Source organism: Mesorhizobium sp. B2-3-5 (assembly GCF_006442395.1).
Lineage (GTDB): Bacteria > Pseudomonadota > Alphaproteobacteria > Rhizobiales > Rhizobiaceae > Mesorhizobium.
Map to the genome: position 1 here is coordinate 36,483 of NZ_VFVX01000015.1, position 26,228 is coordinate 62,710.

Genomic DNA, 26,228 nt, shown 5'->3' on the forward strand with positions numbered 1-26,228 from the left:
TCGCCCAGACACCCCCCTCTGGCCTGCCGGCCATCTCCCCCGCAAGGGGGGAGATCAGCTTGTCGCCATGGTTTCGCCAATCACCGGCGGTGCAGGATGGGCGGCGGGATCAAAGCCGCCAATCTCCCCCCTTGCGGGGGAGATGGCCGGCAGGCCAGAGGGGGGTGTGAAGGAACGGGGCGTAACAGGAGATATCCATGCCTGACCGTTCCTTCCTCAACTGGCCCTTCTTCGAAGACCGCCATCGCCAGCTGGCCGATCGCCTCGAAACCTGGTGTGCAAAAAACCTGCCGGTCGATCATCACGATGTCGATGCGGCCTGCCGCGAATTGGTGGCCAGGCTCGGCAAGGACGGCTGGTTGAAGCCGACGGCGCTCGATACCGAAAATCCGGGACCACTCGATGTCCGGAGCTTGTGCATCACCCGCGAAACGCTGGCGCGCCATGACGGGCTCGCCGATTTCGCCTTCGCCATGCAGGGGCTCGGCACCGGCGCGCTCAGCCTGTTCGGCACGCCGGAACAGCAGCGATGGCTGGCGAAGACACGCGCCGGCAAGGCAATATCCGCCTTCGCCCTGTCGGAGCCGCGCTCGGGCTCGGATGTCGCCAACACCGAGATGACGGCGACCCGCGACGGCGACGATTATGTTCTCACCGGCGAGAAGACCTGGATCTCCAATGGCGGCATCGCCGATCTCTATGTGGTCTTTGCCCGCACCGGCGAGGCGCCGGGCGCCAAAGGGCTTTCCGCCTTCCTCGTGCGGGGCGACGCCAAGGGGCTCGGCATTGCCGAGCGTCTGGAAGTGATCGCGCCGCATCCGCTGGCGCGGCTTTCCTTCGACCAGGTCCGCCTGCCCGCCTCGGCGCTGATCGGCAGACCGGGCGACGGCTTCCGCATCGCCATGTCGGTGCTCGACGTGTTCCGCTCGACCGTGGGTGCGGCCGCACTCGGCTTTGCCCGCCGCGCACTGGACGAGAGCATCAAGCGGGTAGCCGAGCGCAAGCTGTTCGGCGCTGCAATGGCCGAGCTGCAGATGGTGCAGGGCCATGTCGCCGACATGGCGCTCGACGTCGATGCCGCGGCGCTTCTGGTCTACCGCGCCGCCTGGACCAAGGACATGGGCGCCGCGCGGGTAACGCGCGAGGCGGCGATGGCCAAATTGTTCGCCACCGACAAGGCGCAGGAGGTGATCGACAAGGCGGTGCAGCTGCATGGCGGCGACGGCGTGCGCAAGGGCCACATCGTGGAGAGCCTGTATCGCGAGATCCGCGCGCTGCGCATCTACGAGGGTGCATCCGACGTGCAGAAAGTGGTGATCGCGCGGCAGGTGATGGGCGCAGCCTGAAACAGGTCGCGTCGACGGACTGGATTGTTTTCGAACGCGGATATTGCGGACCCGATATTGGACAGACGGAGAGTTGAGATGCACGAGATCCTGCAGCCGGAAGGCTGGGCAAAACCGGTCGGCTACGCCAATGGCGTGGCCGCGCGCGGGCGTCTCATCTTCGTCGGTGGACAGGTCGGCTGGAACGGACAGTGCCAGTTCGAAACCGACGACTTTGTCGGCCAGGTGAAGCAGACGCTGGAAAACGTCGTGGCGGTGCTGGCGGAGGCTGGCGCTACGCCGCAACATATCACTTCGATGACCTGGTATTTCACCGACAAGGCCGAGTATCTGGCCAACCTCAAGGGGCTAGGCGAAGCCTATCGCACGGTGATCGGGCGGCATTTTCCGGCAATGGCCGCCATGCAGGTGATGGCTCTGGTCGAGGATCGCGCCAAGATCGAAATTCAGGCCACCGCCGTTATCCCGGAATAACCGACCATCGCTTCGTCATCAACTCTGGGGAATTGATGACGAAGTTGGGGAAGCATCGCTGCTATTCGCGAAGCCCGGCCCGCCTCAGCAGCGGCAGCACGTGATCGCAGAAATAGGGCAGCTCCTGCGTGTAGTTGACGAAGGACAGCGCGATGCCCTGGTAGCCATGGCCGGCAATGGCGGCCATCTCGGCAGCAATTGATTCCGGCGTTCCAACCAAGGGGTAGGTGCCGGCGCCGCCGGCAAAGCGCTGGCGGTAGCGGTCGTAGGCGTGCGGGTCGTGCGACTGCGAGAATTCCTTCTTGCCGGCCATATGGGCATCGACCGCCTCATGGTCGGCCATCGTGACGGCATAGCTGTTATAATAGGCCTGCGCCTCCTCCATGGTCGGGCGGCAGACGACATGCGCCACGGTGTAGACGCCGACATCGCGGCCAGCCTTGTCGGCCCGTTCACGGATGTCGGCGACATGCTTGCCGGCATCGCCCATCTCGGAAAAGGTCGTGAACAAATAGTCGCAATGGGCGGCGGCGAAATCGCGGCCCGGGCCGCCGAAAGCGGCATTCATGGTCACCGGGCGCGGCACCTGCAGGCTGGCCGGACGGCTGACCGCTTCCTTCAGGCGATAATAGATGCCTTCATAGTCGAGCGGCTCGCTCGATGCATAAAGCCGCTCCAGGATCTCAATCCATTCCGCGGCCTGCTCATAGCCCTTTTCCACGAGCGGCGTGCCGAACATGCCGAATTCCTTCGGGTTCCAGCCGCAGACGATGTTGAGACCGGCGCGGCCCTGACTGATATGGTCGACCGTCGCCAGCGCCTTGGCGGCATAAAGCGGATGCACCAGCGGCACGTGCACGGTCATGAACAGGCCGATCTGCTCGGTGGCGACGCCAAGGGCCGCCGCCCAGGTGAAGGTCTCGAACGACCATTCGCGCACCTTGTTGCGGCCGCCAAAACCGCGCCAGCGCGCGATGGGCAGCATGAACTCGAGCCCGGCGCGGTCGGCGATCTGGGCCGCTGTCAGATTGTCCTGCCAGCTTGCCGTCCAGCGTTCCGGCACGTCGGTGATGGCAAGGCCGCCATCGGCATTGGTCGAAAAGACGCCGAGTTTCAGTTTGTTTTGGCCGTGCAGGGGATGGGCTTTGATCATCTAGGGAACTCGCGGCGGGAGACCACGCAGGCTAGGCCCGCGCGAAAATATTTCAAGCCTGAAATAGCTTCGCCTTGCCATCGTTTGCGGATATGGATTGGGCAGCACAAAAAGGGGATCGGCATGAGCGAATTCCGCCAGAAATGCATCGGCAAGACGAGGCTCGTCGGCTCGTTCGCCGCCATTCCGCATCCCGTCGCGGTCGAGGTGATGGCGCTCGCCGGCCTCGACTTCGTCTGCATCGACTGGGAGCATGCGCAGATTTCGCGCGACACGATCGAGGCCATGGTGCGCGCGGCCGACGTTCACCGCGTGCCGGCGATGGTGCGCGTTCCCGGCCATGCGCCGGAAGCCATCCAGGCCGCACTCGACAGCAGCGCGCAAGGCGTGCTGGTGCCGCGCGTTTCGACATCAGCCCAGGCGGCGATGGCCGTAAAGGCCTCGCGTTATCCGCCGCTGGGCCAGCGCGGCGTCGGGCCCGGCCGGGCCGCCGGCTACGGCTATCGCATTCCCGAATATCTTGCCGGCGCCAATGAGCGGATCGTCGTCGCGGTGCAGGTCGAGACATCGGAGGGGCTCGCCAACATCGAAGCGATCGCGGCCATCGATGGCGTCGACATGATCTTCGTCGGTCCCGGCGATCTTTCGGTGTCGATCGATGCGATGGGACCGAAAGGCACGGACAAGCTCAACGAGGCGATCGGCACAATCATCGGCGCGACGATCGCACATGGCAAGACATCCGGCATATTCTGCGCCAGCCCACAGAGTATCGGCCGATGGGCAGCCATCGGCGCGAGCTTTTTCGTGCTGGCCAGCGACACGATGTTTCTTGGTGCCGGCGCCGCGGCCAACTGTGCTGCCGCGCGCGTCGAACTGGCGCAAAACGGGCGCAGCTAGGCAAAAGAGACGTATGGGTAAGGCAACAGGTCGGTCAAACTTTTTAAGCTTAAAACTTTCGCCTTGAAAAGCGCCCCACTTTGGATAAGCATTCGAAGTCGATGGTGGCTGCCGTGCCGAGGAGGTTGCCGGCCAGTCCGTCATGATGCTTAGGGGGAGGGGTTCAGTCCTTGTCGTTCGTGCTGCCCCAGTCATCGTCCAGCGCGCGCTATGCTTTCGATGGCGTGCGCGCCCAGATCCGCGACCTTCATACTGAAAACATCGCCAACCTCGCCGTGCGCGCGCGGGAACTGGGCGATGTGATCGCGCTCTGGTACGGCGAAGGCGACATGGTGACGCCGTCCTTCATCCGCGACGCCGCCAAGGCGGCTTTCGACGAAGGCCTGACGTTCTACGTTCCAAACATGCGCGGCCACGGCCCGCTGAATGAAGCGCTGTCGGAATACCAGACGCGCATCCATGGCCGGCCGATCCCGATCCCACGCACTACGGTCACACCGGGCGGCATGCAGGCGCTGTATCTTGCCCTGGAACTGCTGGTCGATACCGGCACCAACGTCGTCTATGTCGCGCCGCAATGGCCCAACATCCATAACGCCATCCACCTGATCGGCGGCGAGCCGCGGCCGGTTTCGCTCGACTTCAAGGGCGACTGGCACCTCGATCTCGACCGGCTGTTCGCCACCTGCGACGCACGCACCCGCGCCATCTTCCTGTCGACGCCGTCCAATCCGACCGGCTGGACCGCGTCGCGCGAGGAAATGCAGGCGCTGCTCGACTTCAGCCGGCGCACCGGCATCTGGATCATATCGGACGAGGTCTATGGCCGGCTCTATTTCGACGGCGACGTCGCGCCCTCCATCCTGCAGATCGCCGAGGACGGCGACCGCGTGTTGTCGGTCAACAGCTTTTCGAAAGCCTGGGCAATGACCGGCTGGCGCATTGGCTGGCTGACCCATCCATCGGGTGTCGCCGACCAGCTGGGCGCCATGACCCAGTACATCAACAGCGGCACCGCCGCCCCGATCCAGGCCGGAGCGGTTGCCGCCATCCGCCAGGGCGAGCCGCTGGTCGAGGAGATCCGGCAGCGGATCAGGACCGGCCTCGATCTTGCTTATGACCGGCTGGCACGGATTCCCGGCATCATCCTGCCTGCGAAACCGCGCGGCGGCATGTATGCCTTCTTTGCCCTTGAGGGCGAAAGCGATGCCCGGCAGGCCTGCGCCAGGATCCTCGAAACAGCGCGGGTCGGTCTGGCGCCCGGCCATTTGTTCGGAAGCTCTTCGGCGGCATTCCTGCGCATGTGCGTCTGCCGCGATCGCGACCAGATAGCGACAGCGCTCGACCGGATGGTCGTCGCCATGAATTGACGCCCCGCTGGGAGGTGGGACGGCAAGAAACCGTGCGGGGGCCAGCCCTGCCCGATCAACAACCAGAGGGACACCCCAGAGGGAACACCAATGAAGCTCACCCGTCGCAATCTCATCCTGCTCGCCGCCGCCATCGGCATCGCCGCCGGCCCTGCTACCGCCTATGCCGCCGATGTGCTCAATGTCGGCGCCTACCCGACCAACCCGCCCTTCGAATACAAGAACGAGAGCGGCACCTTCGAAGGTTTTGAGGTCGACATCGTCAACGAAGCGGCCAAGCGCGTCGGCATGACCACCGATATAGCCGACCTCGGCTTCCAGGCGCTGTTCGCCGCCACCACCTCGAAGCGCATCGACGTCGCCATTTCGTCGATCACCATCACACCGGAGCGGCTGAAATCTCAGTCCTTCACACAGCCCTATTATGATTCAGACATGGGCATCGCGACCAAGACCGACAGCCCGATCAATGCCGAGGCCGACCTCAAGGGCAAGATCGTCGGCGTGCTGTCGGGTTCGACAGGCGAGACCTGGGTCAAGGCGCATCAGGAGGCCGACGGCTTCAGCGACGTGAAGGGCTATGACACGCAGCAGAACCTTCTGCTCGATCTCAGCGCCGGCCGCATCGATGCCGCCGTCAGCGACATTCCGGGCATGCAGTACTCCTTCACCAAGATGAAGGACCTGACCGTCAAGCAGCGCATCAAGACCGGCGAGCAGTACGGCCTGATGATGACCAAGGACCACCCGCTGCTCGGCAAGCTGAACGATGCGCTGAGCGCGATGAAGAAGGACGGCACGCTGGCCGCGATCCACAAGAAGTGGTTCGGCAGCGACGCGCCGGCGGACTCTTCGACGGTCAAGGAAATGCCGCTGCCGAAGGCTTGAGCGGACCGGCAAAAAAGGAGCCGTGCCGGCTTCGAAGGCCGGCACGGTTCATTTCATGCATTCCTTCCCGGAACCGCAGGTCGGCGCAGAAACCGATTTGATGTTCCGGGGGGCCTTGATCCATCTCCTTGTTTCGACGCAATTCCGGACGGAAAACCGTTTCACACTTTTCCTGGAATTGCTCAGGCGTCACGGGACGCAAAACGGTTCGGGAACGCTCCCATGTCGCTGATCGACACCTTCTTCAACGCCGATGTCATTGCGTCCAGCCTGCCGGCGCTGCTGCGCGGCTTCCTGAACACGCTGCTGCTCGGCCTGCTCAGCATCGGCATCGGCATTCCCATAGGCCTTGTGATCAGCCTGCTGCGGCTCTACGCGCCGAAGCCGCTGCGCTGGCTGGCGGTCGGCTATACCGACATTTTCCGGGCCTTGCCGGTGCTGGTCGTGCTTATCCTGATCTACTACGCGCTGCCCTTCCTTGGCATCCGGCTTTCGTCCTGGGCGTCCGCCGTGACGGCGTTCGCCATCATCATGTCGGCCTATTCGGCCGAAGTGTTCCGGTCCGGCATAGAGAGCATTCCGCGCGGCCAGTTCGAGGCGTCGCAGGCGCTCGGCCTGCCGTTCCTCTTGACCTTGCGCAAGGTGGTGCTGCCGCAGGCGGTGCGCGTGGTCATCCCGCCGATGACCAGCAACTGCGTCTCGATGTTCAAGGACACTTCGCTCGCCTCGACCGTGGCGCTGCCGGAGCTCTTGAAGGAAGCGACCAACGCGCAATCGCTCTACGCCAACCCCTCGCCGCTGATCGGCGCGGCGCTCGTCTATCTTATCTTCCTCTGGCCGATGGTGCGCCTCGTCAGCCTGCTCGAGCGCCGCTTCAAGACCGAAAAGTCGCGCTGATCGCCCCAATCCCGTCTGCAAAGACATTTCGCAGGAGACGACCTTGAGCAATTCCCAATCCACCAGCGGCGGCTTTCCCGTCGACACCATCCGCGCGATGTTCCCGGCATTGCAAAGAGCTGGCGACTTCATCTTCCTGGACAACGCCGCCGGCGCGCAGATCCCGCAAAGCGTGCTCGACGCGGTTACCAACCACCTGGTTTCGCATAATGTGCAGCGCGGCGGCCGCTATGGCCGCAGCGTCAGCGTCGACCAGTCGGTCGCCGATGCGCGGACAAGCGTTGCGTTGCTGATCAATGCCTACAGCCCGGCGGAAATCTGCTTCGGCATGAACGCGACTTCGTTCATCCGTCTCGTCAGCCTGGGCATCGGCCAGATGCTGCAGGAGCGCGACGAGATTGTCGTCACCGACATGGACCATGACGCCAACATCGCCACCTGGTTGGCGCTGGAATCCGCCGGCGCAAAGTTCAAGTGGTGGCGCATGCGCGAGGACGGCAACCTGCATGTCGACGACCTCAAGCCGCTGGTTTCCGATCGCACCCGCCTTGTCGCCTGCACGGTGACGGCGCATTCGATCGGCTCGATTGTCGATGTCGCCTCGGTGGCCAAGATCGCCCACGCCGCCGGCGCCGAGGTGTTCCTCGACAGCGTGCATTACGGGCCGCATGGGCTGATCGACGTCCAGGCCTGGGACTGCGATTATCTCGTCTGCTCGGGTTACAAGAATTTCTCGCCGCATATGGGCTTCCTGTGGGGCCGCTTCGAGACGCTGAAGCGGCTACCGACCTTCCGCGAGGATTTCATTCCGGACGAACCGCCCTACAAGGTCGAGGCCGGAACGTTCATCTACGAGAACGTCTCCGGGATGGACGCGGCCGTGCAGTATCTGGAACTGATCGGACGCAACCTTGCGCCCTCGAACAACCGCTCGCGGCGCGAAAACATCGTCGCCGGCATGGGCGCCATCCGCGACTATGAATTGGTGTTGGCGCGCGAAATGCTCGCCGTGCTCAAGGGCTGCGGCGCAACCATCTATGGCGTTGCCGACGAGGCCCGCATCAACGAACGCGTGCCGACCTTCTGCTTCAACGTCGGCAAGCTGTCACCGCAGCGAATCGTCGAGGAAATGGCCGACATGCAGATCGGCATCCGCGATGGGCACATGTACGCGCCACGGCTGATGAAGCGCCTCAACCTGTCGATGGACAGCGGCGCCATCCGCGCCTCGCTGGTCCATTACAACACGGTCGAGGAGATCCACCGTTTCGGCGAGGCGCTGCGCGCCATTATTGCGAAGTTGTCGTGATCGGCGTCTAGGTCTAGCTAGATTAGAACAGTCCTGTGCCAACGGTCAGGAAACTCCTGAACGCCAAATGGGCCTCAAGGAACACGTCGACAAGATATTGTCCGTCTGCGAGCTCGGATTCGTATATCCAACCAGTGCTTGGACGCGGTGGCGTTGCAGACATTGAGTTGTTTCGGAATGCAATTGCTTGGTTGCCGTGCCTATCTGTCGCCGATATACGAACATCGACAGTCTGCAGATCTCGTCTCGGATTGAGACGAAAGCTGACGCCGCGCCGGCTTAACGAAACATCTTCGACAAAAACGTAATTGCGTTCGAAAACGAGAAGATCGTCCGAAATAAGAATCCGCGGCGCCCACTGCTCTCCATACGCTCCAAGGTTATGCAGCAATGTCGCCTTTTCCGCGCTCGATCGGCAATAAATCCACTGAAGAGACCCGTCGAGCGGAAGCGGCGACGGGACCAGTACTTCGGCACAGCGATGTTGAACGATCGACGCGTCGCCGCCGGTCCCGCCCATGTGATACACCTTGTCAAAGGCAATCGCGGCAAAGTGCTCTTCGTTATCGTGCGGCTCTGCCGCACCCAGTTGCATATTACGGTCGCAGAATTTCACACCCGGAAGGGAAAGCACCCGACGTGCCTCGAACATGAGCATAATCAGCACGGGCGCGTGAGATGCCTCCCCATACTGGCACTCACCAGGCTTCCGGATTCCTTCTATGTGCCATTGAGTTGGGTTTCGTGGACGAAAGTAGAGACGAACAGAATCATGCGCGTGCTGTCGTGCGTCGATGACGCCCATAGCTGCGACATCACGTTGGCGTTGGTTTGCCGGATCATTCCTTGAACGTAGATTCCCATCGATGATTATGCGAACGGCGTTTTCGAGCGGCGCGTGGTGAAACAGGCGGCTCGGCCATTTGGACCGGAATGGGTACGCTGGTCGTGTGAGCGCCGCTTCCCACTTCGTTATGTGCATGTCGACGAATGCGGCGCTTAACGTCATTGAAGCGCTATCGGCTCAGCCTGTGGTGGAACTGAATGTCCACTCCGAGTCGACGGGTTGAGTTCCAGCGCGAGTTCTGGTGACCGATTGAACCTCTGGATTTGAACCGGTCGAACATGCGGCAATAGGCTCATCAGGGACAACAGATGGCGCCCACCGTCGCGTTCCGACCAACCAGCTTTTTCTTGGGTCAGAAGCCCCTTCTGCAGGCCGATCCAAACTCCCCAGAGATCGTCAGCATCAAATGTCCACCTCTGATTACCTTGTAGGAGGTGAAGTTCGCCATCTTCCAGACGGGCTTCCAAATGCTCGTACGTTTCCAAATCGAGGAGTTTGGAATCTGCCAGACAAGCCGCTTGACCCAGCAGTTTGATAAATGAGTCGAAAGTCTCAACGCTCGTCGAATTCCCGCGCAAAGCGTCAGCCACGGTTTCCATATGTTCGGGGAGGCCGACGTCAACGGTATAATCATGGACATAGACGTGAATGGGCAATTCGGCGAGATAGTGCTCCATCAGCGGCCGGACATTATTCCAATCCAAGCCGCCATTGCCGCAGCCGAGACGAGGAAATGAGACCTCTCGAATTCCGAGGCGCGAGTAGTTGCTCACGAATTTTGCTAGGCCAACTTCGATCCACTCAATCTTGGACGGGTAGCGCCAATGAATTTTGGTCGGAAAGTTCAACACCCACTGGTCCGAACCCTTCCAAAGCCAGAGCTTGCCCGGCTCTAGCAGCTTCTCATCGCATATACGCTTGTAAGCGCTAAACATCTCAGGTTCGCGCTCCTTGAAAGCGCGAGCAATCCCTTTACCCATTACGCCAACGCAATTGACTGTGTTGACGAGAGTTTGAGCCGACGACTCGAGCAAACTCGTCCGACGATAAATCAGCATCGAACCTCCCTAGGCTGCACGAAATTATAGCTCATTTAGAACAAAACGGGAACTTTATCTGAAACGATAGCTGATCGCAAGTCGTGTGAAAATCAGGAAAGCGCCAGAACCGTCGCAACTCACACATTTTCGATCGCTATCGTTGGAAACGCCTTTTCGATAGATGGCCTTCGGGCCCAGGCCTCTAAGCAGCCTTCTTCTTCGCTAGCCTCGCCTTGATGCTTGCCACGTCGGCGCGCGGCGTCGCGGCGAACAGGGTCTTGGTGTAGCTGTGCTTGGGGTCGGCGAAGACCTCTTCGCGCGATCCATACTCGACCGCCTCGCCCAGATACATCACCATGACATCGTCGGCGATGTAGCGCACGACGGACAGGTCGTGGCTGATGAAGACATAGGTCAGCTGGAATTCGTCCTGCAGGTCGGCGAGCAGGTTGAGCACCTGCGCCTGCACCGACAGGTCGAGCGCCGAGACCGGCTCGTCCAGCACCAGCAGGCTCGGATTCAGCATCAGCGCGCGGGCAATGGCGATGCGCTGGCGCTGGCCGCCCGAGAACATGTGCGGATAGCGGTTGTAGTGCTCGTGACCGAGACCGACCTTCTTCAGCATCTTCATGGCGAGGTCGCGCCGGTCCGCCGCCGATCTGTCGGTGTTGATCAGCAGCGGCTCGCCCAGCACGTCGCCGATCTTCTGGCGCGGATTGAGAGAGCCGTAAGGATTCTGGAAGACGATCTGCACCTTGCGGCGCATCTCCCTGGTCAGACCGCCCCTGGCGATGTCGACCTTCTTACCGTCGATGAACAGCTCGCCCGCTGTCGCCGGATCGATCAAGGTGATGATGCGGGCAAGCGTCGACTTGCCGCTGCCGCTTTCGCCGACAATGGCCAGCGTCTTGCCCTTGTCCACGTTGAAGGAGACGCCCTTGACCGCATGCACGGTGCGCGGTCCGGTGAACAGGCCGCCGCCGACATGGTAGTCGCGCACGATGTTCTTGCCCTCGACAACCCTGGTCATGCTCTGGCTCCCGACGGCGCTGGCTCGAACATCACCTCGGAGACGGTCGGCAGCCGGTCGCCGACGGCGTTTTCCGGCAGCGCCGACAGCAGCGCGCGCGTGTAATTGCTTTTCGGCGATTCGAACAGCGACAGCACGTCGGCCTCTTCCATCTTGCGGCCCTTGTACTGGACGATGACGCGGTCGGCGGTCTCGGCCACCACGCCCATATTGTGGGTGATCATGATCAGACCCATGCCGTATTTGGCCTGCAGCGAGACCAGCAGGTCCAGTATCTGCTTCTGAATGGTGACGTCGAGCGCGGTGGTCGGCTCGTCCGCGATCAGAAGCTTCGGATTGCAGGCAATGGCGATTGCGATCATGATGCGCTGGCACTGGCCGCCTGACATCTGATGCGGGAAGGAACTCAACCGCAATTCCGGATCGGCGATGCCGACCAGCTTCATAAGTTCGAGGGCGCGTGCGCGGCGCTGGGCGCGGTCCATGCCCATGTGGAAGCGCAGCACCTCCTCGATCTGGAAACCGGCGGTGAAGCACGGGTTGAGGCTGGCGATCGGCTCCTGGAAGATCATCGAGATGTCCTTGCCGATGATCTTGCGCCGCTCGGACGGGCTGAGCTTCAGCAGGTCGACGCCGTCGAAGGCCATGCGGTCTGCCTTGACCGTTGCCGTGTTGGGAAGAAGCCCCATCACGGCCAGCATCGACACCGATTTGCCCGAACCGGATTCGCCGACAATCGCCAGCACTTCGCGTGGCTCGATCGAAAGGTCGATGCCTTGCACGGCCATGAACGGGCCGGCGGCGGTGTCGAAGGAAACGGTGAGGTTCTTGATCTCGAGCAGTGACATGCTCACGACCTCTTCAGCTTGGGGTCGAGCGCGTCGCGCAGGCCGTCGCCGATCAGGTTGATGGCAAAGACGGTGATGAGGATGGCGAGGCCCGGAAAGGTCACCACCCACCAGGCGCGCAGGATGAACTCGCGCGCTTCGGCGAGCATGGTGCCCCATTCGGGTGTCGGTGGCTGCGCGCCCATACCGAGGAAGCCAAGCGCGGCCGCCTCGAGGATGGCATTGGAGAAGGACAAAGTCGCCTGCACGATCAGCGGCGCAATGCAGTTGGGCAGGATGGTGACCAGCATCAGCCTGAGATGGCTGGCGCCGGCGACCTTGGCCGAGATCACATACTCACGGTTCTTCTCCGCCATCACGGCGGCGCGGGTGAGCCGGGCGAAATGCGGCTGCAGCACAAAGGCGATGGCGATCATGGCATTGACGAGGCCGGGGCCAAGCACCGCGACCAGCACCAGTGCCAGAAGCAGTGACGGGAAGGCCAGGATGATGTCCATGACGCGCATGATCAACGTATCGACCCAGCCGCGGCAATAGCCGGCAAGCAGACCGAGGATGACGCCGGAGATCAGCGCCGTGGTGACGACGACGAAGCCGATGGCAAGCGAGAAGCGCGAACCGTAGACCAGGCGCGAAAGGATGTCGCGGCCGACGGCATCGGTGCCAAGCAGGAACTGGGTGTTGCCGCCCGCCTGCCAGGCCGGCGGCGTCAGGAAGAAATCGCGGAACTGGTCGTCCGGTGAATGCGGCGCGAGCAGCGGCGCGAAGATGGCGATCAGGATCAGCAGCGCGAAGACGACGAGCCCGATCACCGCGCCCTTGTTGATGGAGAAGTAGTGCCAGAACTCGGCGAACATCTGCAGCCGCGCGTCCTGCGGTCTGACGACGGTCGCGGCTTCGATGGTGGCTGGGCCTTCATTGGTCATGTCAATTCGCCCGTATGCGCGGGTTGATGACGGCGTAGAGCACGTCGACGATGAGATTCACCGACATGACGATCAGCGCGATCAAAAGCAACCCGCCCTGCACGGTGAAATAGTCGCGCTTGGAAATGGCGTCGATCATCCATTTGCCGATGCCAGGCCAGGAGAAGATGCTCTCGGTCAGGATGGCGCCGGTGAGCAGCGTGCCGACCTGGAGGCCGATGGTGGTGACGACCGGGATCAGCGCGTTGCGAAAGGCATGCAGGCCGATGACGCGGCGTGGCGCCAGGCCCTTGGCGCGCGCGGTGCGCACATAATCTTCACCCAGCACTTCGAGCATCGCCGAGCGCGTCTGCCGGGCGATGACGGCGAGCGGTATGGTGCCGAGCACGATGGTGGGCAGGATCAGGTGCGACAGCGCCGAGCGGAACGCGCCCTTCTGTTCGGAAATCAGGGAATCGATGGTCATGAAGCCGGTCACCGGCTTGAAGAAGTAGAGCAGGTCGATGCGGCCGGAGACCGGCGTCCAGTGCAGCATACCGGAGAAGACGATGATCAGCAGCAACCCCCACCAGAAGATCGGCATGGAGTAGCCCGCAAGGGCCGTGCCCATGGTCAGCTGGTCGAACCAGGAGCCACGGCGGATCGCGGCGAAGATGCCGAAGGCGACACCGAAGACGATGGCAAAGATCATGGCGAAGATGGCGAGTTCGACGGTCGCCGGGAACCGCACCAGGAAATCCTTGAGCACCGGCGTCTTGGTGGAGAACGAGGTGCCGAAATCACCGCTGAGAATGTTGGTCAGATAGGTCAGATATTGTTGCCAGATCGGCTGGTCGAAACCGAACTGGTGCATCAGCGCCGTGTGACGTTCGGGCGACAGGCCACGTTCGCCCGCAAGCACCAGCACCGGATCACCGGGCAGGATGCGCACGAAGCCGAAAGCGAGGATGGTTATCCCGATGAAGGTCGGGATGATGAGGGCGAGCTTGCCGAGGATATAACGCAGCATGGCGGGCGAGGTGGGGCGGCACCTGTGGCACCGCCCCGTTTCGCGAACCTTATTCGGCGATATCGACGCCGTCAAAGCGATGGATGCCGAGCGGATCCATCGCAAAGCCGGTGACGGTCTTCTGCATCGGCATGAACACCTTCGAGTGGGCGAGCGTCGCCCACGGTGCCTGCTCCTTGAAGATGACCTGTGCCTTTTCGTAGAGCTTGGTGCGCTCGGCCTGGTCGGAAACCGTCTTGGCCTTGTTGATGAGCGCGTCAAAATCCTTATTGCACCATTCCGCGCGGTTGTTCGAACCGACGGAAGCGCAGCTCAGGAGGACGCCGAGGAAGTTGTCCGGATCGCCATTGTCGCCGGTCCAGCCGACGATGACGGCGCCGTCGTGATCGACGGCGGAAGCGCGCTTGAGGTATTCGCCCCAATCATAGCTGACGATGTTGACGGTGACGCCGACCTTGGCGAAGTCGGCCTGGATCAGTTCGGCGGTGCGGCGCGCGTTCGGCATGTACGGACGCGACACGGGCATCGCCCAGACGTTCATCTTGAGGTCCTTGACGCCGGCTTCCGCGAGCAGCTTCTTGGCCGCATCCGGATCGTACGGATCGTCCTTCACTTCCTTGTTGTAGGACCACATGGTCGGCGGGATCGGGTTGATCGCCACCTGGCCCGCGCCCTGGAACACGGCGTCGATAATGGCCTTCTTGTTGATGGCCATGTTGAGCGCCTTGCGGACGCGCACATCATCGAACGGCTTCTGCTGGGTATTGTACATCAACGCGCCAACGTTGAGGCCTTCCTGCTCCGCGACCGTCAGGTTCGGATCAGCCTGCAGACCTTTGATGTCGGCCGGCGCCGGGTAGGACATGATGTTGCATTCGCCGGCCTTGAGCTTCTGCGCGCGCACCGCCGGATCGGTGGTGATGGCGAAGACCAGATCGTCGATCTTCTGCTTGCCGCCCCAGTAATCCGGATTGGCCTTGTAGCGGATGGCCGCGTCGGTCTGGTAATCGACGAAGATGAACGGACCGGTACCGACCGGCTTCTGATTGAACAATTCAGGCGTCTTGTCCGCCTGCAGCTTGTCGGCATATTCCTTGGAAACGATGGAGGCGAAATCCATGCCCAGCGTCGGGATGAAGGTGATCGCCGGCTCCTTCAGGCTGAACTTCACCGTCAGGTCGTCGACCTTCTCCACCTTGGTGATGTTATCGCCGAACTGGTCGTTGTAGTACTGGTAGGCGATACCCGGAATGTACTGGAACCAGGGACCGTTCTTGTCGACCTGACGCTGGAAGGAGAACACCACATCGTCGGCGTTCAGGTCGCGCGTCGGCGTGAAATAGTCGGTGGGGGCGAACTTGACGCCCTTGCGCAGCTTGAAGGTGTATTCCTTGCCGTCGTCGGAGATCGTCCAGCTCTCGGCCAAGCCGGGCGAGATCGTGGTCTTGCCATGATCGAATTCGACGAGACGGTTGAAAACGGTACGCGAGGACGCATCGAACGTCTGTCCCGCGGTGTACGGCGCCGGGTCGAAACCTTCCGGCGAAGCCTCAGCGCAATAGACCAAGGTTTTCGCGTTGGCCACGCCCCCCAGGACGCTTGCAGCCAGCAACGCGGCTGCAAAAGTCAATTTCTTCTTCATTGAGCACTCCCTAGATGTTCTTCCAAGCCCCTCTATCAGGCTCGCGAAGCGCGCATATAAGCACCGTTTTTCCGGCTTTGGAACACCCCGCTTGCTTACCCGGCGGGAAGCAGGAAAAAAATCCGCGATTTCACTAAACGGCAGAAAAAATGAGCAGTTTTTTCCATTCACGATATTGTTAACGACCGCATTTTTTTATTGATCGGCGGTTCCGTGAGATCGGCGCCGTGTTCGCCCTCGTCCGACCGCGGATGTGGAAAGATACCGGGTCCAAGTGTCGCCGGGGGGAAAGATTTTCGGCGGCAAATCTTTCGGGCGCCCTGCCGCAAGGGCAAGGCTTGCACCGCCGCCGATAGAGGCAATACATAGATGGATATGCTGGCGGCAGCGGAGGATGTCTCTGTCAATTCGGAGGCGAGCGCGGCGCTGGCTGACAAGAGACGGGCGAACAAGAACTGTCGAGGAGGAACGGGTGGCAAAAGCATCGAAGGCGCCGGTGAAAGCGGCGGCCAAGGCAGTCGCGAAACCAACCGCCGCCGAGGGCCAAGGTAAAGCCGCCGCCAAAGCCGCGCCTTCCGAGACGGCAGCAAAGCCTGCCAAGAAGGCACCGGCGGCCAAAACGGCGGCGACGGCCAAGCGCACCACCAAACCGGTGGCGAAACCCGCTTCGGCGAAGACCTCTTCGACAAAGGTTGCTCTCACAAAGACCGGGGCGAACAAGTCCGGAGCGGCGAAGGCTGCACCGCCAGAGGCACCGATACCGGCGCCGGCAGCCGGCCAGCGGCTGCCAAAGGCACTCACCGAGCTCGCCGCCGGCCTGCCGGACAAGCCGTGGCTGAAAAGCTATCCGAAGAACATGCCGGCCGAGATCGGCCCCCTTCCCTACAGCTCCATCGGCGACTTCCTTGTCGCGGCGTGCAAGCAGTTTTCCGGCCAGCCGGCTTTCACCTGCATGGGCAAGTCCATCACCTATGCGGAGCTCGAGCGGCTCTCGGCGGCTTTCGGCGCCTACCTCCAGTCGACAGGACTGCAGAAGGGGGAACGCGTCGCGCTGATGATGCCGAACGTGCTGCAGTATCCGGTGGCGATGATGGCCGTGGCCCGCGCCGGCTACACGGTGGTGAACATCAATCCGCTCTACACGCCGCGAGAACTGGAACATCAGCTCAAGGATTCCGGGGCGCAGGCCATCGTCATCCTGGAAAACTTCGCCGGCACCTTGCAGACCGTGGTCGCGCGGACTTCGGTCAAGCACGTCGTCGTCGCCGCCATGGGTGACATGCTCGGCGGCCTGAAAGGCACGATCGTCAATCTGGTCGTGCGCCGCGTCAAGAAAATGGTGCCGGCCTGGTCGCTCCCGGGCCATGTCCGGTTCAATGCCGCCTTGAAGGCCGGCAGCGGCATGAATTTCAAGCCGGCCACGGTGGCCGCCAATGACGTCGCCTTCCTGCAATATACCGGTGGCACAACGGGAATCTCGAAAGGCGCCACCCTGCTGCACAGCAATGTGCTGGCCAATGTCGCGCAGAATTCGCTGTGGGTCGAGGATGCCTACACGATCAAGCCGAAGCCTGCTCATCTCAACTTCGTCTGCGCCCTGCCGTTGTACCATATCTTCGCGCTGACGGTGAATGCGCTGATGGGCATGCAGCAAGGCGCCCAGAACATCCTCATCCCCAACCCACGCGACATTCCGGGCTTCGTCAAGGAACTCGGGAAATATCCGGTCCACATCTTTCCCGGCCTCAACACGCTGTTCAATGCACTGCTCAATAACGAGGATTTCCGCAAGCTCGACTTCAAGCCGCTGATCCTGACGCTTGGCGGCGGCATGGCAGTGCAGAAGGGCGTCGCCGAACGCTGGAAAGCGCTGACCGGCTGTCCGGTCAGCGAAGGTTACGGTCTCTCGGAGACCTCCCCCGTGGCCACGGCCAACAAGTTCTCGTCCAGCGAGTTCACCGGCACAATCGGCTTGCCGTTGCCCTCGACCGAAATCGCCATCCGCGACGATGACGGCAACAACGTGCCGTTGGGCGAGGTCGGCGAAATCTGCATCCGGGGACCGCAAGTGATGGCCGGCTACTGGAACCGGCCGGACGAGACCGCCAGGGTGATGACCAAGGACGGTTTCTTCAAGTCGGGCGACATGGGCTTCATGGACGAGCGCGGCTACACCAAGATCGTCGATCGCAAGAAGGACATGATCCTCGTCTCCGGCTTCAACGTCTATCCGACGGAACTCGAGGAGGTGGTGGCGCTGCATCCGGGCGTGCTTGAAGTGGCGGCGATCGGCGTGCCGGACGAACACTCCGGCGAAGTGCCGAAGCTGTTCATCGTCAAGAAGGATCCGGCCCTGACCGTCGAAGCCATCACCGCCTATTGCCGCGAGAACCTGACCGGCTACAAGCGGCCCAAATACATCGAATTCAGGACCGAATTGCCGAAGACGCCGGTCGGCAAGATCCTGCGGCGGGCGCTGCGCGGCTGATTTCAGTGGGTGACGATACCGTCGGCGACGAGGCGCCGGATAAGGATTTGCCTGACCGGCGCCCGCGCCTCGACCCGGCGGCGTTCATCAAGGCCAACATGCGGCTCGTGCGGGTGCCCGCGCTTCCCGAAATCCAGCTTTACACCGCCCACCCGGGCAGCGGTTTGAGGCGCCTCGTCGACCCCGAGGACGATGCGGACGACGACCTGTCGGAACCACAGCCGCCCTACTGGGCCTATACATGGGCCGGCGGCGCCGTGCTGGCGCGCCACATCCTCGACCATCCGACGACCGTGACAGGCCGCCGCGTGCTCGACCTTGGGGCCGGCTCCGGCATCGTGGGCATTGCCGCGGCGAAGGCTGGCGCGCGCGAGGTGATCGCAGCCGAAACCGACCGCAATGGCGTTGCCGCGCTGGCTCTCAACGCTGCCGCCAATGGCACCGCTATCGCCGTAATTGGACACGACATCACCACGGGGCCGCCACCCGCCGTCGACCTGGTGCTCGCCGGTGACGTGTTCTACGGGCAGGATGTCGCCCTGAGGGTGATGCCTTTCCTCGACCGCTGCCTCGCCGCCGGCATCGAGGTCCTGGTCGGCGATCCCGGCCGGACCTGTCTGCCACGATCACGGCTGCGCCTGCTTGCCGAGTACAAGGTGCCGGATTTCGGCGAGGCGAAAGAGTCCGCGCTGAAGCCGAGCGGCGTCTTTCGTTTCGAGGCCGGGACCGCGCCCGCCCTGCCCGGAGCGATCAAACAGTCTCCCTAACCCGCGCCGAAAGGAAATCCGGCAGATCGGCAACCGAATCCAGGATGATGTCGGCAATCTCGGCGAGCGACTCGCGTGTACCGGTGCCGGAGAGCACGCCGACCGCCAGACCACAGCCACCGGCGCGCGCCATTTCGAGATCGTGCCTGTTATCGCCGACCATGGCGATCTCCGCCGGCTTCAGGCCGGTGAGGTCGCAAAAGGCCTGGATGGTGTCGGGCGCGGGTTTGGGACTGGCCACGGCGTCATAGCCATAGGCGGCGTCGAAAAGCTGGGCGACGCCGAGCGTGACCAGAGTCTTTTCCGCGCCGCTGGTCGAATCGTTGGTGGCGACACCAAGCCGGTAGGATCTTTTGTGCAGCACGGCCAAGGTGTCGACGATGCCGGGCAGCGCCACCGCCATCGCCGAACCCTGTACCGAGGTGATCTCGTTGAAGCGGGCGACGGCCAGCATCTGGTCCTCATTCGACAGGCGCGGAAACCAGAGTTCGACGACGTCGAGATTGGTGCCGGAGGCAAAGATCGAGTCCGGCTTGAAGCGCCGGTTGGCGAAGTCGAAGCCGGCGGCCGAAAGCAACCTGTCCGCCTTCCAGCGATCGCCGTCGGATGCGTCCATGGCCATGAAGTCGGCGACGCCGAGCCAGGTCGCGTTGAAGTCGACAAGTGTCCCGTCCTTGTCGAACAATATCCCCTTGATGTCTGCCAAATCAGTCACTCCGAACCACGCAATTGGTGGATGCGTTCCACAAGGCCCCTCGTCGAGGCGTCCCGGTTTGCGGCGCTTTCCTTGCCCTCCACGACAGGCAGCAGGCCGGTCGCCAGTTCCTTACCGAGCTCGACCCCCCACTGGTCGAAGGAATTGATGTTGAACAGCGTGCCCTCGACGAAGACGCGGTGCTCATAGAGCGCGATCAGCCGGCCGAAAGTGCGCGGGTCGAGCTTGCGATAGAGAATGGTCACCGAAGGCCGGTTGCCGGAGAAAACGCGATGCGGCGCTATTCTGTCGACGTCGGCCGGCTTCATGCCCTTGGCCAGCATCTGCGCGCGCGCCTCCTCCAGCGTGCGGCCCTTCATCAGGGCTTCCGACTGCGCCAGGCAGTTAGCGAGCAGCAAATCATGCTGATGCTTAAGGTTAGGCTCATGCCCCATAGCCGCGGCGAGGAACTCGACCGGGATGAAGTCGGTGCCCTGGTGCAGGAGTTGGAAAAAGGCGTGCTGGCCATTGGTGCCCGGCTCGCCCCAGACCAGCGGCCCGGTCGGCGTCGTCACCGGAGTGCCGTCAAGGGTGACGCCCTTGCCGTTCGATTCCATATCGAGTTGCTGAAGATAGGCAGGCAGCCTGGACAGGCGCTGGTCATAGGGGATGACCGCGCGGGCCGGATAGCCGCAGATCACGCGATGCCACCAGCCGATCAGCCCCAGAAGCGCCGGCAGGTTCTTCTGGGGCGTTGCTGAGCGGAAGTGCTCGTCCATTTCATGGGCGCCGTCGAGGAAAGCGCGAAAATTTCTCGGACCGACAGCGATCATGACAGGCAGGCCGATCGCGCCCCAGACCGAATAGCGGCCGCCGACCCAATCCCAGAAGCCGAAGACGCGATCCGATTCGATGCCGAACTTCGCCACCAGGTCGAGCGCCGTCGAGACAGCGGCGAAATGCTTGCCGACCGCTTCCTTGCCAAGTGCCTTCTGCACCCAATCGCGCGCGGTCTGCGCATTGGTCATCGTCTCCACGGTGGTGAAGGTCTTCGAGGCGATGATGAACAGCGTGGTTTCGGCTGACAGGTCCTTCAGCGTGTCATGAATGTGAGCGCCGTCGATGTTGGAGACATAATGCGCGCGCGGACCGTCATGATAGGGAGCGAGCGCCAGCGTCGCCATGGCCGGGCCGAGGTCGGAGCCGCCGATACCGATGTTGACGATGTCGGTGATCTTCTTGCCGGTGGCGCCGGTCGCCTTGCCGGAGCGGACGGCATCGGCGAAGGCGCCCATCGCATCGAGCACGGAAATGACATCCGCCTTGACGTCCTGGCCATCCACCGTAACGCCCTTGCCGCTGAGGTTGCGCAGCGCCGTGTGCAGCACGGCGCGGTCCTCGGTGATATTGATCTTCTTGCCGGCGAACATGGCGGCACGGCGGCCTTCAAGATCGGCGGCGACGGCGAGCTTTTCCAGCAGATCCATGGTGGTCGCGTCGACGGCGCATTTCGACCAGTCGAGCAGCAGGTCGCCGTCGTCGGCGGAGAATGTCGCGAATCGCTGGGGATCGGCGGCGAAGGCCTGGCGCATCGAGGCGGGCGCCGCGGCGCGATGGTCACGCAAGGCGGCGAGCTGTTTCTGGAAGGCTGACTGATCCACTGGCGGGGGCTCCTGGCGTTTTTCGACGCACCATATCAGACCGGATGTTTCCGGCGCGTGTCGTCGCGGCAAAACTATTGAGCCGAATTCCGTCCGGTCAATACGCGGCGCTGACACTTTCTGTCACGCGGTGAGGACATAATGTGTCACCAGCCACGTGACAGCACCTCATTCGGCCGAAGGATCACTGGCATAAATCCCAAAGATCAGAAAAATTGATTGGCGCAACCCCTTGTGCCACCGTTACATTCGACTGGTCCAGACAAGTGAAAAAAGCTGGCCATCGAGGAACATCTCCCATGCCACAGAGAAACGACACGGCGATATGGTCCGGCTTGTTCCGGATTTCGGCTGAATCCGGCCAGACCCTGCAGGCACAGATCCGCCAAGCGATCGTGGCCGCCATTCTCGACCGTCAGATCGCCGCTTCGATGCCGCTTCCTTCCTGCCGAATCCTGGCCGAGAAACTCGGCGTGGCGCGCGGAACCGTGGTGCTGGCCTTCCAGCAGCTCGTCGACCAGGGTTTCCTGGTGGCGCGCGAGCGGCGCGGCCATTTCGTCAATCCTGACGTGCTGGCTACCCCCGCCAAGCCGCACCAGAAGGCGCCCGACCAGGCCAACGAGATCGACTGGAAGGCACGCCGGCAGATCGCGGCCAGTGACATGCCGCCTCCGGCCAAGCACGAGAACTGGATCAAGTCGTCCTATCCCTTCGTCTATGGCCAGTTCGACCCGGCGCTGTTCCCGACCGCCGAATGGCGCGAATGCAACCGCATGGCTTTGGCCGTGCTCGAGATCCGCAACTGGGCGTCCGACATGGTCGACCGTGACGATCCGCTGCTGATCGAGCAGATCCAGGCGCGGCTGCTGCCCAGGCGCGGCATCTTCGCCAACCCCGACGAGATCATCGTCACGCTCGGCGCCCAGAACGCGCTCTACATGCTGGCGTCGCTTTTGATGACCAAGGGCTCGAAGGTGGCGATGGAAGATCCGGGCTACCCCGACGCGCGCTCGATTTTCAGGCTTGCCGGCGCCGATATCCAGCCGGTGCCGGTCGACCAGTCCGGTATCGTAACCTCTTCTATTCCCAATGATTCCGGGTTCGTGTTCGTCACGCCCAGTCATCATTGCCCGACCATGGTGCCGTTGTCGGCGGAGCGCCGGCAGGACCTTCTGGCGCGCGCCAACCGGCACAACCAGATCATCATCGAGGACGGCTATGACAGCCAGCTTCTCGACGAGGCGCCGCAGCAGGCGCTGAAGAGCCTCGATCGCTCCGGCCGCGTCGTCTATGTCGGCTCGATGTCGAAGACGCTGGCTCCGGGCCTGCGGCTTGGCTACATCGTCGCCTCGGCTGGACTGATCGCGGAACTCAGGGCGTTGCGCCGGTTCATGCTGCGGCATCCGCCGGCCAACAACCAGCGCGCCGTGGCACTCTTCCTGTCGCTCGGCCATCACGAAGCGCTGGTGCGGCGGCTGTCGAGCGCCTTCGACGAACGGCGCAAGCGTCTGGTCCATGCGATTTCCGCTTTCCTGCCGGAATGGCGTTCGACCGACTCGGCCGGCGGCACGTCGCTGTGGCTGGAGGGGCCGCGGGGTACCGATTCCCGCGGTTTGGCCGAGGCTGCCGCCTCGCGCAGCGTCATCATCGAGCCAGGCGACCGCTTCTTCGACCGCACCGAAAAGCCTTCGCGTTTCATGCGGTTGGGCATTTCCTCGATCGCGCTGCAGCACATCGAGCCCGGCATCCGTGAACTTGCCACGGCCGCGGGACGCAGGCCCGCTGCCGCCTGATCAATCGCCTCGATCTCGTCGCCGGAGCCGCCCATGGCGGCTCCGGCTTGTTTTAGTACTGGCACATGTAACTGGGCCAGCTGGCTCATAGGATGGGCCAGTGCCAGCGGCATAGTCGGCGTCAGGGGAAGAAGCAGGCCGATGGTGGATCAACCGCCGCGAGCTCCTGCCGACAAAGGTGGAGTGCTTCATGCCAGCGGCTGTTGAAAGGGAGGACATGTCGGCTAACCGTCGTCCACAGCGCTCCGGCGACCGCGAAACAGGCCATGCCATGCGATCAGTTTCCCTGGCGGGAGACACTGGACCACGAGGCCAATCCACCGAAGGCGGCAGCTACGGGCCCTTGCGCGGGAACGACTGCGAACGCATCCATGAGGGGGTGCTGACGCTTCTTGAAACGGTCGGCTTCGCCAACGCCATCCCTTCGTGCATTGAAGCGCTGACCAAGGCAGGCGCCATCCATGGCGATGACGGCCGCATCCGCTTCCCACGTGCGCTCGTGCTCGATACCATCAAGCGCGCAGCCCGGCATTTTACGCTCCATGGCCAGGATGCAAGGCACGACATGGTGATGCGGGGCACCCGTGTGCACTTCGGTACGGCCGGCATTGCCGTGCATCTGGTGGATCTCGAAAAGCGTGAGTATCGCGAATCCAAGCTGCAGGACATTTATGACGCCGCCCGCATCGTCGATGGGCTGGACAACATCCACTTCTTCCAGCGACCGATGGTGGCGCGCGACATCGCCGATCCGCTCGATATGGATTTCAATACGCTCTATGCGTGCGTGATGGGGACTTCGAAACACGTCGGCACGTCCTTCACGGTGCGCGAAAACGTGAAACCGGCGCTCGAAATGCTCTATGCCATTGCCGGCGGCGAGGCGAATTTCCGCGCCCGGCCATTCGTTTCCAACTCCAACTCCTTTGTCGTGCCGCCGATGAAGTTCGCCGAGGATGCCTGTGGCGTGCTCGAGGCCTGCGTGGAAGGAGGCATCCCTATCCTGCTCCTTTCCACCGGCCAGTCCGGGACGACCGCCCCGGCAGCGATGGCCGGCGCTATCGCGCAGGCGGTGGCTGAGGTGCTGGCCGGCCTCGTCTATGTCAACGCCCTCAAGCCAGGTCATCCGGCAATCTTCGGAGCATGGCCGTTCATGTCGGACCTGCGCACCAACACGATGGCCGGCGGGTCGGCCGAACAGGCGGTGGTGACGGCGGCCTGCGCGCAGATGGCGCGGTTCTACGACCTGCCGGGCGGTTCCGCGGCTGGCATGACCGATTCGAAACTGCCCGACATCCAGTCCGGCTACGAGAAGGGTATCACCAATGTGATGGCGGGCCTTTCCGGTCTCAACCTCATCTATGAAGCGGCCGGCATGCACGCCTCGCTGCTCGGCTTCTGCCTGGAAAGCCTGATCATCGACAACGATATGCTCGGTGAGTGCCTGCGCTGCGCGCGCGGCATCGAAGTGAATGATGAAGCACTGTCGATCGAAACCATCGCCGATGTCTGCCTCAAGGGGCCAGGCCACTATCTTGACAACGAGCAGACGCTCAAGCTTACGCAGACCGAGAATTCCTACCCCGCCTTCGGCGATCGTTCCTCACCGAAGGAATGGAACGAAAAGGGCCGGCCTGATATATTGGCGCGGGCAATCGCCGAGAAGAAACGCGTTCTTGCCGAGCGATTTCCGCGCCATGTGCCAAAACCGGTCGACGACAGATTACGCGCCCGTTTCGGCAACCTGATCCACTTGCCGCGCGCAAGCATGGGCGGTTAGCCAGGAAACAGGCTTGCAGCCATACAGCCACCAGCCAGGACCAACCATCGGGCAGAACGACAAATGAGTCTCCATCCTATCCAGCAAACCTCCAATGCCGCCGACGCAATCGACCGCTTGATCGCCTCGCACCGGCCGGGCTACGGCCTGACGCGCGCCTTCTACCATGACCAGGATATTTTCGAGCGCGACATGGAGCGCGTCTTCCGCCGCCACTGGCATTGCCTGGCGCATGCCAGCGTCATTCCGAACCCGGGCGACTTCGAACGGTTCAAGCTCGGCGACGAGGCCGTGATCCTGTCGCGAGGCATGGATGGCACCATCCACGCCATGCTGAACGTCTGCCGCCATCGCGGCGCCGAGGTCTGCACCAAGGAGAGGGGCAATGCGAAGGTCTTCGTTTGCCCCTACCACGCCTGGACCTATTCAAACGACGGATCGCTTCGCGCCGCCCGCCTGATGCCAAAGGAGTTCGACCGCACCGCGCACGGGCTGAAGAAGCTCCACGTCCGTGTCGCCTCGGGGCTGGTGTTCATTTCCTTCGCCGAGACGCCGCTCGATTTCGATCCGATCGAACAGTCGCTGCGCACCAGCTGCGGCCAGTATGGCTGGGGCGATGCCAAGGTCGCCTACAGGCAGAGCTATCCGCTCGATGCCAACTGGAAACTCGCCGTCGAGAATTATGTCGAGTGCTACCACTGCGGACCGGCACATCCGGAATATTCGCAGACGCACGCGCTGGAAAAACCGGCGGAGATGATCGAGCAGCTCAACGCCGCGATGGAGCAGCGCACCTGCGCGCTCGGCATCGAGATCGGCAGCGGCGACCGCTGGCAGAACTCGGCCGCCGGTCAGGAAGCGATCCACACTTTCCGCTATGCTCTCTATGACGGCGTTTCGAGCGGCAGCCAGGATGGCTCGCCGGTAGCGCCGCTGATGGGCCGCTTCACCGACTACGATGGCGGTGTCACGTCCATCCATCTCGGCGGCACGACCTTCCTGGTCTGCTACCCGGACCATGGCATGATCTACCGCTTCATCCCGAAGACGGCACAGACCTGCGAAATGGAGTTGATCTGGCTGGTACGGGGCGACGCGGTCGAGGGCCAGGACTACGACCTGGAGAAACTGACCTGGCTGTGGAAGGTCACCACCGACGAGGACAAGAAGATCATCGAGCACACCGCACGCGGCGTGCGCTCGCATTACTTCGTGCCGGGGCCGATCGCGCCGATGGAATACAACGAGCTGCGCTACATCGGCTGGTATCTGGAAGAGATAGGTCGGCCTTAGCAGTTTAGTCCCGGCATTTTGGCCAAAGGAATACAAAGCCAGCGCACGGCACTGACCAAGCCTGCCGCGCGGT

22 protein-coding genes are annotated in these 26,228 nt (G+C 62.5%); 12 read left to right on the forward strand and 10 right to left on the reverse strand.

All coding sequences use genetic code 11. The features are described 5' to 3' along the window. Nucleotides 1-197: 197 nt before the first annotated feature. Nucleotides 198-1,346, forward strand: coding sequence for an acyl-CoA dehydrogenase family protein (locus FJ958_RS18110; protein ID WP_140744561.1), 1,149 nt, complete (start codon nucleotides 198-200; stop codon nucleotides 1,344-1,346). A gap of 78 nt (nucleotides 1,347-1,424) precedes the next feature. Then, nucleotides 1,425-1,820 (forward strand): RidA family protein, encoded by a 396-nt coding sequence (locus FJ958_RS18115; protein WP_140744562.1) that lies wholly within the window; start codon nucleotides 1,425-1,427, stop codon nucleotides 1,818-1,820. Between the two features lie 61 nt (nucleotides 1,821-1,881). On the opposite strand, the gene FJ958_RS18120 is transcribed toward FJ958_RS18115, so the two are convergent. After that, nucleotides 1,882-2,973, reverse strand: coding sequence for an LLM class flavin-dependent oxidoreductase (locus FJ958_RS18120; RefSeq protein ID WP_140744563.1), 1,092 nt, complete (start codon nucleotides 2,971-2,973; stop codon nucleotides 1,882-1,884). A 123-nt stretch (nucleotides 2,974-3,096) separates the two neighbouring features. On the opposite strand from FJ958_RS18120, the gene FJ958_RS18125 reads away from it, so the two are divergent. The 5 genes from FJ958_RS18125 to FJ958_RS18145 all read left to right on the forward strand — a co-directional run bounded on the left by FJ958_RS18125 (nucleotide 3,097) and on the right by FJ958_RS18145 (nucleotide 8,337). Beyond that, nucleotides 3,097-3,873 carry an HpcH/HpaI aldolase/citrate lyase family protein gene (locus FJ958_RS18125; protein WP_140744564.1) on the forward strand — a complete coding sequence of 259 codons (777 nt, stop codon included), beginning with the start codon at nucleotides 3,097-3,099 and terminating at the stop codon, nucleotides 3,871-3,873. Between the two features lie 179 nt (nucleotides 3,874-4,052). Beyond that, a complete protein-coding gene (locus FJ958_RS18130) occupies nucleotides 4,053-5,243 on the forward strand; it encodes a pyridoxal phosphate-dependent aminotransferase (RefSeq protein WP_246679630.1) in 1,191 nt (396 codons plus the stop codon). Nucleotides 5,244-5,333: 90 nt separating this feature from the next. After that, nucleotides 5,334-6,131 (forward strand): ABC transporter substrate-binding protein, encoded by a 798-nt coding sequence (locus FJ958_RS18135; RefSeq protein WP_140744566.1) that lies wholly within the window; start codon nucleotides 5,334-5,336, stop codon nucleotides 6,129-6,131. Between the two features lie 222 nt (nucleotides 6,132-6,353). Then, complete coding sequence (locus tag FJ958_RS18140) at nucleotides 6,354-7,028, forward strand: amino acid ABC transporter permease (protein ID WP_140744567.1); 675 nt, start codon at nucleotides 6,354-6,356, stop codon at nucleotides 7,026-7,028. Between the two features lie 43 nt (nucleotides 7,029-7,071). Then, nucleotides 7,072-8,337, forward strand: a complete 1,266-nt coding sequence (locus FJ958_RS18145) for a cysteine desulfurase-like protein (protein WP_140744568.1) — start codon at nucleotides 7,072-7,074, stop codon at nucleotides 8,335-8,337. Between the two features lie 22 nt (nucleotides 8,338-8,359). On the opposite strand, the gene FJ958_RS18150 is transcribed toward FJ958_RS18145, so the two are convergent. From FJ958_RS18150 to FJ958_RS18180, 7 genes are all read right to left on the reverse strand, one after another. Continuing rightward, nucleotides 8,360-9,346 carry a DarT ssDNA thymidine ADP-ribosyltransferase family protein gene (locus FJ958_RS18150; protein ID WP_140744569.1) on the reverse strand — a complete coding sequence of 329 codons (987 nt, stop codon included), beginning with the start codon at nucleotides 9,344-9,346 and terminating at the stop codon, nucleotides 8,360-8,362. Continuing rightward, nucleotides 9,343-10,242, reverse strand: coding sequence for a macro domain-containing protein (locus FJ958_RS18155; protein WP_140744570.1), 900 nt, complete (start codon nucleotides 10,240-10,242; stop codon nucleotides 9,343-9,345). The genes FJ958_RS18150 and FJ958_RS18155 overlap by 4 nt, the downstream gene beginning before the upstream one ends. A gap of 184 nt (nucleotides 10,243-10,426) precedes the next feature. Continuing rightward, complete coding sequence (locus tag FJ958_RS18160) at nucleotides 10,427-11,254, reverse strand: dipeptide ABC transporter ATP-binding protein (protein WP_140744571.1); 828 nt, start codon at nucleotides 11,252-11,254, stop codon at nucleotides 10,427-10,429. Further along, a complete protein-coding gene (locus FJ958_RS18165) occupies nucleotides 11,251-12,102 on the reverse strand; it encodes an ABC transporter ATP-binding protein (protein ID WP_140744653.1) in 852 nt (283 codons plus the stop codon). Before FJ958_RS18165 ends, FJ958_RS18160 begins: the two co-directional genes overlap by 4 nt. A gap of 2 nt (nucleotides 12,103-12,104) precedes the next feature. Continuing rightward, nucleotides 12,105-12,959 (reverse strand): ABC transporter permease subunit, encoded by an 855-nt coding sequence (locus FJ958_RS18170; protein ID WP_210243452.1) that lies wholly within the window; start codon nucleotides 12,957-12,959, stop codon nucleotides 12,105-12,107. A 70-nt stretch (nucleotides 12,960-13,029) separates the two neighbouring features. After that, nucleotides 13,030-14,037 (reverse strand): ABC transporter permease subunit, encoded by a 1,008-nt coding sequence (locus FJ958_RS18175; RefSeq protein ID WP_140744573.1) that lies wholly within the window; start codon nucleotides 14,035-14,037, stop codon nucleotides 13,030-13,032. A 49-nt stretch (nucleotides 14,038-14,086) separates the two neighbouring features. Next, nucleotides 14,087-15,679, reverse strand: coding sequence for an ABC transporter substrate-binding protein (locus tag FJ958_RS18180; RefSeq protein ID WP_140744574.1), 1,593 nt, complete (start codon nucleotides 15,677-15,679; stop codon nucleotides 14,087-14,089). A gap of 472 nt (nucleotides 15,680-16,151) precedes the next feature. Here FJ958_RS18180 and FJ958_RS18185 point away from each other — a divergent pair, with 472 nt between their 5' ends. Together FJ958_RS18185 and FJ958_RS18190 are read left to right on the forward strand one after the other, a co-directional pair. Continuing rightward, a complete protein-coding gene (locus FJ958_RS18185) occupies nucleotides 16,152-18,167 on the forward strand; it encodes a long-chain fatty acid--CoA ligase (protein WP_140744575.1) in 2,016 nt (671 codons plus the stop codon). A gap of 98 nt (nucleotides 18,168-18,265) precedes the next feature. After that, on the forward strand, nucleotides 18,266-18,934 hold the full coding sequence (locus FJ958_RS18190) for a 50S ribosomal protein L11 methyltransferase (protein ID WP_140744654.1): 669 nt from the start codon (nucleotides 18,266-18,268) through the stop codon (nucleotides 18,932-18,934). Here FJ958_RS18190 and FJ958_RS18195 read toward each other — a convergent pair. Continuing rightward, a complete protein-coding gene (locus FJ958_RS18195) occupies nucleotides 18,918-19,640 on the reverse strand; it encodes an HAD family hydrolase (RefSeq protein ID WP_140744576.1) in 723 nt (240 codons plus the stop codon). The two genes, FJ958_RS18190 and FJ958_RS18195, sit on opposite strands and share 17 nt — an antisense overlap. A 5-nt stretch (nucleotides 19,641-19,645) precedes the next feature. After that, nucleotides 19,646-21,289, reverse strand: a complete 1,644-nt coding sequence (gene pgi, locus FJ958_RS18200; protein ID WP_140744577.1) for a glucose-6-phosphate isomerase — start codon at nucleotides 21,287-21,289, stop codon at nucleotides 19,646-19,648. Between the two features lie 299 nt (nucleotides 21,290-21,588). Here pgi and FJ958_RS18205 point away from each other — a divergent pair, with 299 nt between their 5' ends. The 3 genes from FJ958_RS18205 (at nucleotide 21,589) to FJ958_RS18215 (ending at nucleotide 26,155) form a co-directional block, all read left to right on the forward strand. Then, on the forward strand, nucleotides 21,589-23,082 hold the full coding sequence (locus FJ958_RS18205) for a PLP-dependent aminotransferase family protein (protein ID WP_140691141.1): 1,494 nt from the start codon (nucleotides 21,589-21,591) through the stop codon (nucleotides 23,080-23,082). Between the two features lie 190 nt (nucleotides 23,083-23,272). After that, nucleotides 23,273-24,862 (forward strand): trimethylamine methyltransferase family protein, encoded by a 1,590-nt coding sequence (locus FJ958_RS18210; RefSeq protein ID WP_140744578.1) that lies wholly within the window; start codon nucleotides 23,273-23,275, stop codon nucleotides 24,860-24,862. Between the two features lie 63 nt (nucleotides 24,863-24,925). Then, entirely contained in the window at nucleotides 24,926-26,155 is a 1,230-nt protein-coding gene (locus FJ958_RS18215) for an aromatic ring-hydroxylating dioxygenase subunit alpha (RefSeq protein WP_140744579.1), read from the forward strand. The last annotated feature ends 73 nt before the right edge of the window (nucleotides 26,156-26,228 follow it).

Excerpts from the sequence above, each read along its gene's own strand:
- FJ958_RS18110 (WP_140744561.1), top strand. The coding sequence starts at position 198 with ATGCCTGACCGTTCCTTCCTCAACTGGCCCTTCTTCGAAGACCGCCAT.
- FJ958_RS18115 (WP_140744562.1), top strand. The coding sequence starts at position 1,425 with ATGCACGAGATCCTGCAGCCGGAAGGCTGGGCAAAACCGGTCGGCTAC.
- FJ958_RS18120 (WP_140744563.1), bottom strand. The coding sequence starts at position 2,973 with ATGATCAAAGCCCATCCCCTGCACGGCCAAAACAAACTGAAACTCGGC.
- FJ958_RS18125 (WP_140744564.1), top strand. The coding sequence starts at position 3,097 with ATGAGCGAATTCCGCCAGAAATGCATCGGCAAGACGAGGCTCGTCGGC.
- FJ958_RS18135 (WP_140744566.1), top strand. The coding sequence starts at position 5,334 with ATGAAGCTCACCCGTCGCAATCTCATCCTGCTCGCCGCCGCCATCGGC.
- FJ958_RS18140 (WP_140744567.1), top strand. The coding sequence starts at position 6,354 with ATGTCGCTGATCGACACCTTCTTCAACGCCGATGTCATTGCGTCCAGC.
- FJ958_RS18150 (WP_140744569.1), bottom strand. The coding sequence starts at position 9,346 with ATGACGTTAAGCGCCGCATTCGTCGACATGCACATAACGAAGTGGGAA.
- FJ958_RS18155 (WP_140744570.1), bottom strand. The coding sequence starts at position 10,242 with ATGCTGATTTATCGTCGGACGAGTTTGCTCGAGTCGTCGGCTCAAACT.
- FJ958_RS18160 (WP_140744571.1), bottom strand. The coding sequence starts at position 11,254 with ATGACCAGGGTTGTCGAGGGCAAGAACATCGTGCGCGACTACCATGTC.
- FJ958_RS18165 (WP_140744653.1), bottom strand. The coding sequence starts at position 12,102 with ATGTCACTGCTCGAGATCAAGAACCTCACCGTTTCCTTCGACACCGCC.
- FJ958_RS18170 (WP_210243452.1), bottom strand. The coding sequence starts at position 12,959 with ATGTTCGCCGAGTTCTGGCACTACTTCTCCATCAACAAGGGCGCGGTG.
- FJ958_RS18175 (WP_140744573.1), bottom strand. The coding sequence starts at position 14,037 with ATGCTGCGTTATATCCTCGGCAAGCTCGCCCTCATCATCCCGACCTTC.
- FJ958_RS18180 (WP_140744574.1), bottom strand. The coding sequence starts at position 15,679 with ATGAAGAAGAAATTGACTTTTGCAGCCGCGTTGCTGGCTGCAAGCGTC.
- FJ958_RS18190 (WP_140744654.1), top strand. The coding sequence starts at position 18,266 with ATGCGGCTCGTGCGGGTGCCCGCGCTTCCCGAAATCCAGCTTTACACC.
- FJ958_RS18205 (WP_140691141.1), top strand. The coding sequence starts at position 21,589 with ATGCCACAGAGAAACGACACGGCGATATGGTCCGGCTTGTTCCGGATT.
- FJ958_RS18210 (WP_140744578.1), top strand. The coding sequence starts at position 23,273 with ATGCCAGCGGCTGTTGAAAGGGAGGACATGTCGGCTAACCGTCGTCCA.
- FJ958_RS18215 (WP_140744579.1), top strand. The coding sequence starts at position 24,926 with ATGAGTCTCCATCCTATCCAGCAAACCTCCAATGCCGCCGACGCAATC.